Genomic DNA, 12,630 nt, shown 5'->3' with positions numbered 1-12,630 from the left:
CCCCCCCCCCCCCCCCCCCCCCCCCCCCCCCCCCCCCCTCAAAACAAAAAACCCCCCCCCCAGATTACTACGCGTCTCGTGGGCTCGGAGATGTGTATAAGAGACAGCGCGTCGACACGACCATCGCGACGACGGAGGCGGCCACGAGGGCCACCAGACCGAGCACCGGCGCGGCCGCGCGCACCGCGGCGACGGCGTCGGCGAGCACGGCGGCGGCGACGGCGGCCATCGCCAGCACGGCCACGGCGCGGCCCCGCCCGGCGTCGGCGACGACGACCGCGGACGTGCCCGACGCGATGACCGCGAGGCCGCCGAAGGCCGACAGCAGGGTCAGGACGAGGCCCTCGCGGCCCGTGCGTCGCAGCAGCTGCGCCGCGAACGCCAGGACGATCCCCAACGCGACGGCGGCCGCGAGCCAGCGCAGGTCGTCACGCAGCGAGCTCAGCACGACGGCCACCGAGGCCAGGACGAGGACGACCGACGTGGCGTCGGGCGTCACGGACCCCGACAGCACCGGCCAGCCCCACGAGGCGACGAGCGCGAGGACGAGCGTGACGGCCAGCGTCACGCCGTAGCCGGACACCGAGGTCAGCAGGAGCGCGAGGGCACCGACGAGCGTCACCCCGACGGCGACCCAGCGGACCCGGTCGGCGGCGACCGGCGACAGCGGCACCTGCAGCGAACCGGCGGCTCGGGGGCGGTCGGTGCGCACGGGCCGGTCCGACGCCTGGGCCAGGTGCCGGCGGGGGGCGCGGTGGCTGCCGCGGCCCCGGCGGGACCGGACGCCGGGGTCACCCGAGTGGGGTCCGTCGGCCGGCTGCGCGGCCGTGGGGTCGTCGGGCACGGGGGTCATTGTGCATCACCCACCGGCGAACGGCGGCAGCACCTCGACCGTCGCACCGGGCGTCACCGGCACCTCGCGGCCGACCTTGCGGCCGTCGAGCAGGAAGGTCGCCACACGCGCGACCCGCTCCAGCGCCGGGTGGGCGGCGACGGCGGCGTCGAGGACCGCACCGACCGTCGCGCCCTCCTGCACGTCGCTGTCGGTGCCGGCAGCGGCCCGGGCGGCCGCCCAGTAGCGCACCGTGACACGGGCCCCGGCGCCCGCCGCGGCGTCGGCGTCACCCGCCGCGTCGAGGGGGTCGGCGACCACGGGAGGGGTCTGGCTGGAGGTCATCGGACTCCGTCTCATCGTTCATGCCGTTCGGTCCCGGCCCGACCAGTCTCGCCTATCCTGCAGGAGATGGCCCGCCTGCTGCTGCTCACCAACGCGCTCGCCCCGAGCGCCGAGGTGCTGCCCGCGCTCGGGCTGCTCAGCCACACGGTCCGCATCCTGCCGGCCGAGGCCACCGCGCTCGTCGACGCGCCGGACTGCGACGTCGTCCTCGTCGACGCGCGGCGCGAGCTGGCCAGTGCCCGGTCCCTGTGTCGGGTGCTGCGCACCACCGGCATCGGTACGCCCCTCCTGGCCGTCCTCACCGAGGGCGGCCTTGCTGGTCTCACGGCCGAGTGGGGCCTCGACGACGTGCTCCTCGACTCCGCCGGCCCGGCCGAGGTCGACGCCCGCCTGCGCCTCGCCATGACCAAGGGGCAGGACGACGAGGCCGACCTCGACATGCCGATCACCTCCGGTGAGCTCGTCATCGACGAGGCGAGCTACTCGGCCCGCTTCCGCGGCCAGCCGCTCGACCTCACCTACAAGGAGTTCGAGCTGCTCAAGTACCTGGCGCAGCACCCGGGACGCGTCTTCACCCGCGCGCAGCTGCTCCAGGAGGTCTGGGGCTACGACTACTACGGCGGTACGCGCACTGTGGACGTCCACGTCCGGCGGCTGCGCGCCAAGCTCGGCCCCGACCACGAGGCACTCATCGGCACCGTCCGCAACGTCGGCTACCGCCTCGTGCCCGACCGCGCCGACGCCACCGCCTGACCCGCCCGCGCCGACCCGCCGGCGCCGAACAGGCCGACCACGGCCGGGAACCCGGCGTGGCCCGGACCCCCTCGCGGAGTCCGGGCCACGCGTCGTGCTGGCCTGCTCGGGCGAGCCGGCTCAGCTCACCGAGATGCGCGTCAGCGGGGCGGGCGCGTAGCCCGCGTTCTCGGGCCTGGACAGGTAGTTCGCGAAGGCGTCGATGTCGAGGCCGCCGAAGTACTTGCCGGTGCCGCCCTGGAAGGCCGGGAAGTTGTCGCCGCCGTCGGACAGGAAGTTGTTCGTCACGATGCGGTACGACGCGGCCGGGTCGACGGGGACGCCGTTGATCATCACGGTCCCCTCGACGACCTTCTGGGTGGCGGTGCTCCACGTGTACGTGAAGCCCTTGCTGACCTGGAGCATCTTCGCGGCCGAGCCGGCGTTCTTGCCGGTCCGCTGCTGGTTGAGGACGTCGTAGATCTGCTGACCCGTGAGGTTCATCGACACGAGGTAGTTGTTGAACGGCTGGACGTTGAACGCCTCCTCGTACGTGATCGCCCCGGGCGCCTCGCCGTACTTCGAGCTGGCGTAGGTGAGGTCGGTCCGGATGCCGCCGGGGTTCATGAAGGCGACGACCGGCGTCTGGCCCCCGGTGACGACCGACGGGTCGGCGAGCTGGGCGTCGGCGATGAGGTCGCCGAGGGGGGACTCGCCCGCGGCGTTCTGGGCCCGGACGATGTCGGTCGAGATCGTGCCGATGACCTTGCTCGCGATCGCCGTGACGAGCTGCTTGTACTTGGTGATGAGCGCCGTCTCGGCGGCGTCGGGGGCGACCGTGCGGGTCACGAGGTTGTTGACCGAGTCGGCCTCGGTCGGTCGGACGATGTCGGACGTGCGACGGTCGTAGGTGACCTCGGTGTCGTTGTAGAGGCGGCCGAACGAGGAGGCCGACGTGACGAGCCGGGGAACACCGGTGGAGTCCGGGATCGCGCACACGTACGGCTGGTGCGTGTGGCCGGAGATGACCATGTCGATCGCCGGGTCGAGGTTCTTGACGATCGGGATGATCGGCGAGTCGGCGGACAAGGTGCCGCCGCCCTTGCACGTGTAGTCGTAGGGCGTGTTGGCCGGTGGGGAGCCGCCCTGGTGGACGAGCACGACGATGGCGTTGACGCCCTGTTCCTTGAGCACGGGCACGAGCGCGTTGGCGGTCTCGACCTCGTCGTTGAACTGGAGGCCCGCGACGCCGGAGGCGGTGACGATGGTCGGCGTGTCCTTCAGCGTCATCCCGATGAAGCCGATCTTGGCGCCGTTGAAGTTCTTGACCCAGTAGGGCGGCAGGATCGTCTTGCCGGTGGCCTTCTCGACGACGTTGGCGGCGAGGTACTGGAACTTCGCGCCGGTGAAGGTGCCGGCGGGGCAGGAGTTCTGGTTGTTGGCGCCGTCGCCGTCGTCGATGCAGCCGCCGGTCTGGAGCCGCTGCAGCTCCTTGTAACCCTCGTCGAACTCGTGGTTGCCGACGGACGTGGCCTCGAGGCCGAGGCTGTTGAGCGCCTCGACGGTCGGCTCGTCGTGGAAGGCCGCGGACAGCAGCGGGGAGGCCCCCACCATGTCCCCGGCCGCGACGGTGACGGTCTTGTCGTGGCCGACGCGGGCCGCCTTGAGGTGGGTCGCGAGGTACTCGACGCCCCCGACGTCGGTGGTCTGCGTCGACGTGGCCCCGGTCTGGAGGCGACCGCTGGAGCCGCTCGGCGGCTCGAGGTTGCCGTGGAAGTCGTTGAACGACAGGATCTGGATCTTGAGCAGCGGCCCCTGCGTGTCAGCCTTGCCGGGGTTGCCGGCGGGCGACGCGAGGGCCGGGGCCGCGAGAGCCGCTGCGCAGACACCTGCGACGGCGACACCCAGGGCGCGGCGAGTGGAACGGGACATCGTCTCCCCTTGTCTGGTCGAAAGCGTGCCCGTGGGCACGCGACGGACTGTAGTGCTCGGCACCGACCTTCGGGGCGTTGGTGCGTGACGCTTTCCCGAGCGCACGCCTTCCGCCTCCGGCGGCACCGGCGACTCGTCCCGCGTGTGGTGGAATCGGCCCATGCCCGACCTCGAGGTGACGGTCCACGACGCGCGCCACCCCCTCTCGGAGGACGACGCCGCCGCGGCCCTGGCGGTCGCGGCGAGCGCCGGCGACGTCGACGGGTCACCCCCGCTGTCGGAGCAGTTCCGGCTCGCTCTGCGGTCGCGGTCCACGGATGGCGTCCGGCACCTCGTGGCGCGGTCCGGCGGACGCGTCGTCGGCTACGCGCAGGTGCGGGACGGCGCGGCGGGCGAGCCGCCGTCGGCCGAGGTCGTCGTCGACCCCGCGGAGCGCCGACACGGCGTCGGCACGGCGCTGCTCGAGGCGGTGCCGGGCGACACCCGGGTGTGGAGCCACGCGTCCGGCGCGGCCGGCGATGCCGCGTCGGCCTTCGCGGCGGCGCGCCGCCTGGTGCCGGTGCGCTCGCTCCACGTCATGGGTCGCTCCCTCGCCGACGGCCCGGACTGGCCGGCCGCCGTCGTGCCCGACCGGTACGCCGTGCGACGGTTCGAACCCGGACGGGACGAGGACGCGTGGTTGGCGCTCAACGCCGCCGCCTTCGCCCACCACCCGGAGCAGGGGTCGCTGACTCGGGCCGACCTCGACCAGCGCACCGCGGAGCCCTGGTGGGACCCGGACGGGCTGATCCTCGTCGTCGAGGCCGCCGACCAGGACCGTCTCGTGGCCTCGCACTGGACCAAGGTCGACCCCCCGGACGGCGAGGTCGGCGAGGTCTACGTCGTCGCCGTGTCGCCGGCGCACCAGGGCGAAGGGCTCGGCCGGGCGGTGACCGTCTTGGGCCTGGACCACCTGCGCTCGCTCGGGCTGGCCAGCGTCGTGCTCTACGTCGACGACGAGAACACCGCCGCCGTGCGCACCTACCGGGGGCTGGGGTTCGAGGACGTCGAGCTGCACCGTCAGTTCGCGCGCGGCTGACCCCGAGCCGGGGCGCCCGACCGCTGGGACGAGTTCACCCGGCCGTTGCCGAAGGGTGCCACGATGAGGCCATGAGCACCGGCAGCCTCACCCCGACCGACCTCGTCGACACCGACGAGGAACCGGTTCCCGACGCGGGGCGGGAGGGCCCGGACGCCTTTGTCGAGAGCGCCGAGGTCAGCTCGTTCGCGAGCACCGTCCACACGCGCCGGATCCCGGCCCGCGCCGCCAACGGCCGGTTCGTCGGGCTGGTGCAGCCGGCCGAGGCCGAGGACGAGCTGCCCGCCGACCGCTACCTCGAGCGCGAGCTGTCGTGGCTGCAGTTCAACGAGCGCGTGCTCCAGCTTGCGATGGACCCTGCGGTGCCGCTCCTCGAGCGCACCCGCTACCTCGCGATCTTCGCCAACAACCTCGACGAGTACTTCATGGTCCGCGTCGCCGGGCTGAAGCGTCGGATCGCGACCGGGCTCGCCGTGCGCACGGCCGCGGGCATCGAGCCGCGCGAGCTCATCGAACGCGTCGCACGGCTCGCGCACGAGCTGATGCTCCAGCACGCGGCCGTCTTCCAGCACGAGGTGCGCCCGGAGCTGGAGGAGCAGGGCATCACCATCGTGCGCTGGGACGAGCTCGGCGAGGAGGAGCTCGAGCCGCTGCACTACTTCTTCTCCGACCGCGTCTTCCCGGTGCTGACGCCGCTCGCCGTCGACCCGGCGCACCCCTTCCCGTACATCTCGGGCCTGTCGCTCAACCTCGCGGTGCTCCTGCAGAACCCGAAGACCGGTTCGGAGCACTTCGCCCGGGTCAAGGTGCCGCCGAGCCTGCCCCGCTTCATCCTCGTCGAGGAGGACATCGACTCCGACGTCGAGCGCAAGCGGTTCGTGCCGCTCGAGGACGTCATCGCCAGCCACCTCGACCAGCTCTTCCCGGGGATGCTCGTCCAGGAGCACTTCTCCTTCCGCGTCACCCGCAACGAGGACCTCGAGGTCGAGGAGGACGACGCGGAGAACCTCCTCACTGCCCTCGAGAAGGAGCTGACACGCCGCCGGTTCGGGCCGCCGATCCGCCTCGAGGTCGAGGAGGACATCGACCCCAAGGTCCTCGACATGCTCAGCCGCGAGCTGCAGATCAGCGAGCGCGAGATCTACCGGCTCCCGACGCCGCTCGACCTGCGCGGCCTGTTCACCGTCGCCGACGTCGACCGCTCCGACCTCGAGTTCCCCAAGTTCTTCCCCCGCACGCACCCGGACTTCGCGCCGACCGAGAGCGCCAAGCCCATCGACCTGCTCGGGGCCGTCCGTCACAAGGACGTCCTCGTCCAGCACCCCTACCACTCGTTCTCCACGTCCGTGCAGGCTTTCATCGAGCAGGCCGCCAACGACCCCAAGGTCCTCGCGATCAAGCAGACGCTCTACCGCACGTCGGGCGACTCCCCGATCATCGACGCGCTCATCGACGCCGCGGAGGCCGGCAAGCAGGTCCTCGCGGTCGTCGAGATCAAGGCGCGCTTCGACGAGGTCAACAACATCTCGTGGGCCCGCAAGCTCGAGGAGGCGGGCGTCCACGTCGTCTACGGCGTCGTCGGCCTCAAGACGCACGCCAAGCTGTGCCTCGTCGTGCGCCAGGAGTCCGACGGGCTCGTCCGCTACTGCCACATCGGCACCGGCAACTACAACCCCAAGACGGCCCGCGTCTACGAGGACTTCGGCCTGTTCACCACGGACCCTCAGGTCGGCGAGGACCTCTCGCGCCTGTTCAACCTCCTGTCCGGGTTCGCGCCACGGAGCAAGTTCAAGCGCCTGCTGGTCGCCCCGCGCACCGTCCGCTCCGGGCTCGTCGACCTCGTCGAGCAGGAGGTCGAGATCCACCGGGCGCGGCCCAAGGACGCCCCCGCCGGGCGCATCGTCATCAAGGCGAACGCCATGGTCGACGAGGCGCTCATCGACGCGCTCTACCGCGCGAGCATGGCCGGCGTCCGGGTCGACCTGTGGGTCCGCGGCATCTGCGCCGTGCGCCCCGGCGTCGAGGGGCTGTCGGAGAACATCCGCGTGCGCTCGGTTCTCGGCCGTTTCCTCGAGCACTCGCGGGTCTTCTGGTTCGACCACGGCGGTGACCCGCAGGTCTACATCGGCAGCGCCGACATGATGCACCGCAACCTCGACCGACGCGTCGAGGCCCTCGTGCGCATCACCGAGCCGGGGCACCTCCTCGAGCTCGACGACCTCCTCGACCTCGCCTTCGCCGAGACCACCTCGCGGTGGGACCTCGGGTCCGACGGCCGGTGGGTCCGCCACCACCAGAACGAGAACGGCGAGCCCCTCCGCGACCTCCAGGAGACCCTCGTCGAGCGTCACGACAAGCGTCGACGCAAGGCGCGCCGACGCTGAGCACGGGCCGAGGACGTACGTCTGGCAGGCTGGCGCGCGTGGCCTCCGTGATCCCCGCCGCCGGCACGCTGCCGTGGCGCCGCGCCGACGGCGGGCTCGAGGTCGCCCTCGTGCACCGGCCCAAGTACGACGACTGGTCGTGGGCCAAGGGCAAGCTCGACCCCGGCGAGCACCCCTGCGTCGCCGCCGTGCGCGAGACGTTCGAGGAGACCGGCCTCGTCGTGCGGCTCGGTCCCTCGCTGCCGCCCGCCGAGTACGGCGTGCTCGACGCGACGGGCGGCCCCGCCACCAAGCAGGTCCACTACTGGGCCGCTGAGGTCACCGGCGGCGAGGGCCGGCTGCTCCACGAGATCGACGAGGTCGCCTGGGTCGACGTGCGCACCGCGCACGACCGGCTCGACTACGCCCGCGACCGGGACCAGCTCCTCGCCCTCGTGCGTCTCGACCGAGCGGAGCAGCTGGCGACCTGGCCGCTCGCGCTCGTCCGCCACGCCAAGGCGCGTCCCCGCGGCAAGTGGGACGCCGACGACCGGAAGCGCCCGCTCGACGCCGTCGGCCGCGCCCAGGCCCGCGACATCGCCTCGGTCCTCGGCGCGTACGGCGTCCGCCGGGTCGTCACGTCCTCGAGCGCGCGCTGCGTCGAGACCGTCGAGCCGTACACGACGCAGGCCGGGGTGAAGCTGCGCACCCGTGACGCCCTGTCCGAGGAGGACTTCGCCGAGGACGCGTCGGGCGCCACGCACCAGCTGGAGCGGCTGCTGCGTCGGGCCGAGCCGTCCGCGCTCTGCAGCCACGGTCCCGTGCTGCCTGCCCTCCTCGCCCGTCTGGCTGACGCCGTCGACGCGTCGAGCCCGGATGCCGACCTCCTGCGGAGGCGCCTGGCCGAGGCCGCCGACGAGGCGATGCACAAGGGCGAGGTGCTGGTGTGCCATCTGACCGGGACCGGCCCGAGCGCCCGCGTCGTCGACGTCGAGCGCATCGACACCTGAGGCCCGGCGAACGCCGGCCCAACCCTCCATCGTGTGGCGGGTCTCGCCCGCGCGCATCCCGAGGCGAGCCGCGATCCCAAGACGTCGCCCCGCGTTCACCGCGAGTTAACCGGACGTGGGGGATTCGACACCCGATGCGCCTACCTTCGCCGATGGATGAAGTGTCCAGCACCGTCGGCGGGCCGAGCCCGTCCCGACGCCAAGACAGTCCCATCGAGAGGGAACACACTCGTGTCTGTTTCGCGTACCAGCGCCCTCGGCGCCATCGCCCTGTCCGGGGCCCTTGCGCTCTCGGCCTGCGCGTCCGAGAACAACGGCGCCGCGCCCGGCGCCGGCGCCGCCGCGGCGGGCGGCTCGACGGCCGCCGGCGACTGCTTCAACGGCGACCTCAAGGCGGAGGGCTCCTCGGCCCAGAAGAACGCCATCGACGAGGCGATCAAGGCGTACCAGAACGCGTGCGCCGACGCCAACATCGACTACCAGCCCACCGGCTCCGGCGCCGGCATCAAGCAGTTCATCGCCAAGCAGGTCGACTTCGCCGGCTCCGACTCGGCGCTGAAGACCGAGCCGAAGGACGGCGTCATCGAGGCGGACGCGGCCAAGCAGGCCTGCGGCTCCGAGGCCTGGAACCTGCCGATGGTCACCGGACCGATCGCGATCGCCTACAACGTCAAGGGCGTCGACAAGCTCGTCCTCAACGCCGACGTCGCCGCGAAGATCTTCGATGGCAAGATCACGACGTGGAACGACCCGGCCATCGCCGCGCTCAACAAGGGTGTCGCCCTCCCGTCGACGCCGATCAAGGTCTACTTCCGCTCCGACGAGTCCGGCACCACGGAGAACTTCACGAAGTACCTCAAGGCCGCCGCGCCCGAGGCCTGGAGCTACGACCCGGGCAAGAAGTGGACCGGCAAGGGCGAGGGCAAGGAGAAGTCCGCCGGCGTCGCCACCGCGACGAAGGGCCAGGACGGCGGCATCACGTACGTCGAGCTGTCCTACGCCCAGCAGAACCAGCTGCGGATGGCCCAGATCGACACCGGCTCCGGCCCGGTGGAGCTGACCGCGGAGTCGGCCGGCAAGACGATCGCGACGGCCAAGCAGACCGGCACGGGCAACAACCTCGCCCTCAAGATCGACTACGCGACCAAGGAGGCGGGCGCCTACCCGATCGTCCTCGTGACGTACGAGGTCGTCTGCTCCAAGTACGCCGACGCCGAGACGGGCAAGAAGGTCAAGGCCTTCCTCAAGACCTTCGCCTCCGACGAGGTCCAGAAGGACCTCGAGAGCAAGGGCTACGCCCCGCTCCCCGCCGAGGTCGCGAGCAAGGTCAAGACGGCCGTCGACGCGATCTCCTGACCCACCGCCCCGGCCGTGTCGGGAGCACACCGGACCGGCCGACGACGCAGGGGCGGGCGCCGCACTCGGCGTCCGCCCCTTGCGCCGGTCCCCTCCAACCAAGGAAGAGGCACCAGATGTCGACACTGACGGGTGTATCGGCCGCGGACGAGCTCCCCGGTCCCGAGGGCGGGCGACCGCTCCAGGGCGACCGCGCCTCCACCGGACGCATGGGTGACCGCCTGTTCGGTGGTTTCGCCACGTTCTCAGGCGTTCTCGTCATCGCCATCGTGACCCTCATCGCGGTCTTCCTCGTCGTCGAGGCCGTGCCGGCCCTGACGAACAACTCCGAGAACTTCTTCACCAGCCGCGTCTGGTCCCCCGGCGGCGACAGGCCCGCCTTCGGCATCCTCGAGTTCCTCTGGACCACGGTGGCCGCCTCCACGATCGCCATGGCCATCGCGGTCCCCGTCGGTGTCGCGGTCGCGCTCTTCCTGACGCAGTACGCGCCACAGTGGATGCGGCGCCCGGCCGCCGCCCTCGTCGACCTGCTCGCCGCCGTGCCGTCGATCGTGTACGGCCTCTGGGGCCTCATCACCTTCTTCCCGGTGTGGAAGCCGGTCCAGCAGCGCATCGAGGACACCCTCGGCTGGTTCCCGCTCTTCGCGCCGGCCGGCATCACCGGCGGCACGATCGCCTTCATCGGCATCGTCCTCGCGATCATGGTGCTGCCCATCGTCACCGCCCTCTCGCGCGAGGTGTTCGACCAGACGCCGGCCACGCACAAGGAGGGGGCGCTCGCCCTCGGCGCGACGCGGTGGGAGATGATCCGCACCGCCGTGCTGCCGTTCGGCAAGCCCGGCGTCATCTCCGCCGCGATGCTCGCCCTCGGCCGCGCCCTCGGCGAGACGATCGCCGTGACCTTCCTCGTGTCCGCCCTGTCCGACGGCACCCCGTGGACGTTCTCGCTGTTCAACGGCGGTGAGACCTTCGCCTCGAAGATCGCCAACAACGCGTCCGAGTTCAGCAACCCGAGCAAGACCGGCGCCTACATCGCCGCGGGCCTGGTGCTGTTCGTGCTGACCTTCGTCGTCAACAGCATCGCCCGGATCGTCATCGAGCGCAGGAAGGCCTTCAGCGAATGAGCACGGTGACGCAGGACCGCGGCCCCCTCGACGATGCCACCACCGACGTCGCGCCTGCCGGCGACAAGCGCGGCCGCGAGGCCCTCCGCGAGATGAACAACCCGCACCGGGCGCGCGCCGTCAAGGACGTCGCGGCCCGGGTCGTCATGTGGCTCGCGTTCGCCCTCGCCATGGTGCCGCTCGTGTGGATCCTCGGAACCGTCGTCGTCAAGGGCGTGCACATGCTCGGCTCGATGACGTGGTGGACGGGCAACCAGCGCAACATCAACTCCGGCGACCTCGGTGGCGGCGCCCGCCATGCCATCGAGGGCACCCTCGAGATGGTCGGCATGACGACCCTCATCGCGGTGCCGATCGGCATCATGACGGCCGTCTACCTCGTCGAGTACGGCCGCGGCGCGCTCGCCCGCGCCATCAGCTTCATGGTCGACATCCTCTCGGGCATCCCCTCGATCGTCGCCGGCCTGTTCATCTACGCCGTCATCGTCACGACCCTCGGCCTCCGGCAGTCCGGGTTCGCCGCCTCGCTCGCGCTCGTGCTGCTCATGGTCCCGGTGATCGTGCGCTCCACCGAGGAGATGCTCAAGCTCGTGCCCAACGAGCTGCGGGAGGCGTCCTACGCGCTCGGCGTGCCGAAGTGGGTGACCGTCGTCAAGGTCGTCCTGCGCACCGCGTTCTCGGGGATCATCACCGGCGTGCTGCTCGGCATCGCCCGCGTCATGGGCGAGACGGCGCCCCTGCTGATCCTCGCGCCGTACACGAAGAACTTCCAGCGCGACCTGTTCGACGGCAACTTCCCCACCCTGCCGATGATGATCAACCAGGACCGTGGCGACCTCGCGCTCGCGCCCGCCGCCGAGCGCATGTGGGGTGCTGCGCTGACCCTCATCATCCTCGTCCTGCTGCTCAACGTGATCGGGCGCGTCGTCGCCCACTACAGCGCGGTCAAGAAGTAAGAGAAAGCGAATCCCCTGACATGGCAAAGCGAATCGACGTCACCGACCTCAACGTCTACTACGGCGGCTTCAAGGCCGTCGAGGGCGTCTCGATGACGGTCGAGCCCCGGTCCGTCACGGCCTTCATCGGGCCCTCCGGCTGTGGCAAGTCGACCTTCCTCCGGACGCTCAACCGGATGCACGAGGTGATCCCGGGCGGACGCGTCGAGGGCAAGGTCATGCTCGACGACCAGGACCTCTACGCGTCGTCGATGGACCCGGTGGCCGTCCGCCGCACCGTCGGAATGGTCTTCCAGCGGCCCAACCCGTTCCCGACGATGTCGATCTACGACAACGTGGCCGCGGGCCTGCGCCTCAACGGCGTCAAGAACAAGAAGACCCTGGACGGCATCGTCGAGCAGTCCCTGCAGGGTGCCAACCTCTGGACCGAGGTGAAGGACCGGCTCAACAAGCCCGGCGCGGGCCTGTCGGGCGGACAGCAGCAGCGCCTCTGCATCGCGCGCGCCATCGCGGTGCAGCCGCAGGTGCTCCTCATGGACGAGCCGTGCTCGGCCCTGGACCCGATCTCGACGCTCGCCATCGAGGACCTCGTCAACGAGCTCAAGAGCGACTACACGATCGTCATCGTCACGCACAACATGCAGCAGGCGGCCCGGGTCTCCGACCGCACCGCGTTCTTCAACCTCAAGGCGACCGGCGAGCCGGGCCGGCTCGTCGAGATCGACGACACGGCACGGATCTTCAACAACCCGACCGAGCAGGCCACCGAGGACTACATCTCCGGCCGCTTCGGCTGACCCGCCCGCGCCCAGACCCGCCCGCGGCCTGACCCGCCCATGCCAAGGCGCTGTCTCTTATACACATCTCCGAGCCCACGAGACGCGTAGTAATCCGGGGGGGGG

The 12,630-nt window shown here is 71.2% G+C and carries 11 protein-coding genes; 8 read left to right on the top strand and 3 right to left on the bottom strand.

Annotated features, from left to right (window positions below; translation table 11 throughout):
• Positions 1–67: 67 nt before the first annotated feature.
• Together ACPYOM_RS16680 and ACPYOM_RS16675 are read right to left on the bottom strand one after the other, a co-directional pair.
• Positions 68–844 (bottom strand): hypothetical protein, encoded by a 777-nt coding sequence (locus ACPYOM_RS16680; RefSeq protein ID WP_481346815.1) that lies wholly within the window; start codon positions 842–844, stop codon positions 68–70.
• Positions 845–859: 15 nt separating this feature from the next.
• Positions 860–1,177 carry a MoaD/ThiS family protein gene (locus ACPYOM_RS16675; protein ID WP_481343741.1) on the bottom strand — a complete coding sequence of 106 codons (318 nt, stop codon included), beginning with the start codon at positions 1,175–1,177 and terminating at the stop codon, positions 860–862.
• A 66-nt stretch (positions 1,178–1,243) separates the two neighbouring features.
• Here ACPYOM_RS16675 and ACPYOM_RS16670 point away from each other — a divergent pair, with 66 nt between their 5' ends.
• Entirely contained in the window at positions 1,244–1,930 is a 687-nt protein-coding gene (locus ACPYOM_RS16670; RefSeq protein ID WP_481346814.1) for a response regulator transcription factor, read from the top strand.
• Between the two features lie 120 nt (positions 1,931–2,050).
• Here the strand turns inward: ACPYOM_RS16670 and ACPYOM_RS16665 are convergent, their stop codons facing one another.
• Positions 2,051–3,841, bottom strand: coding sequence for a bifunctional metallophosphatase/5'-nucleotidase (locus ACPYOM_RS16665; RefSeq protein ID WP_481346813.1), 1,791 nt, complete (start codon positions 3,839–3,841; stop codon positions 2,051–2,053).
• Between the two features lie 160 nt (positions 3,842–4,001).
• Between ACPYOM_RS16665 and mshD the strand changes: the two genes are divergently transcribed.
• The 7 genes from mshD to pstB all read left to right on the top strand — a co-directional run bounded on the left by mshD (position 4,002) and on the right by pstB (position 12,525).
• Complete coding sequence (gene mshD / locus ACPYOM_RS16660) at positions 4,002–4,919, top strand: mycothiol synthase (RefSeq protein ID WP_481346812.1); 918 nt, start codon at positions 4,002–4,004, stop codon at positions 4,917–4,919.
• A gap of 71 nt (positions 4,920–4,990) precedes the next feature.
• Complete coding sequence (locus tag ACPYOM_RS16655; protein WP_481343376.1) at positions 4,991–7,303, top strand: RNA degradosome polyphosphate kinase; 2,313 nt, start codon at positions 4,991–4,993, stop codon at positions 7,301–7,303.
• A gap of 38 nt (positions 7,304–7,341) precedes the next feature.
• Positions 7,342–8,292 carry an NUDIX hydrolase gene (locus ACPYOM_RS16650; RefSeq protein ID WP_481343375.1) on the top strand — a complete coding sequence of 317 codons (951 nt, stop codon included), beginning with the start codon at positions 7,342–7,344 and terminating at the stop codon, positions 8,290–8,292.
• Positions 8,293–8,523: 231 nt separating this feature from the next.
• Positions 8,524–9,648: a phosphate ABC transporter substrate-binding protein PstS gene (pstS, locus tag ACPYOM_RS16645; RefSeq protein WP_481343374.1), complete on the top strand. Its 1,125-nt coding sequence runs from the start codon at positions 8,524–8,526 to the stop codon at positions 9,646–9,648.
• Positions 9,649–9,764: 116 nt separating this feature from the next.
• Positions 9,765–10,772: a phosphate ABC transporter permease subunit PstC gene (gene pstC / locus ACPYOM_RS16640; RefSeq protein ID WP_481343373.1), complete on the top strand. Its 1,008-nt coding sequence runs from the start codon at positions 9,765–9,767 to the stop codon at positions 10,770–10,772.
• Positions 10,769–11,728 carry a phosphate ABC transporter permease PstA gene (gene pstA / locus ACPYOM_RS16635; protein ID WP_481343372.1) on the top strand — a complete coding sequence of 320 codons (960 nt, stop codon included), beginning with the start codon at positions 10,769–10,771 and terminating at the stop codon, positions 11,726–11,728. Before pstC ends, pstA begins: the two co-directional genes overlap by 4 nt.
• Positions 11,729–11,748: 20 nt before the next feature.
• Positions 11,749–12,525 (top strand): phosphate ABC transporter ATP-binding protein PstB, encoded by a 777-nt coding sequence (pstB, locus tag ACPYOM_RS16630; RefSeq protein WP_481343371.1) that lies wholly within the window; start codon positions 11,749–11,751, stop codon positions 12,523–12,525.
• Positions 12,526–12,630 lie beyond the last annotated feature (105 nt).

The organism is Monashia sp. HAY1-2A (genome assembly GCF_056755315.1).
The sequence above is the reverse complement of the archived record's forward strand: the minus strand, read 5'-3'. Positions and strand labels throughout refer to the sequence as shown.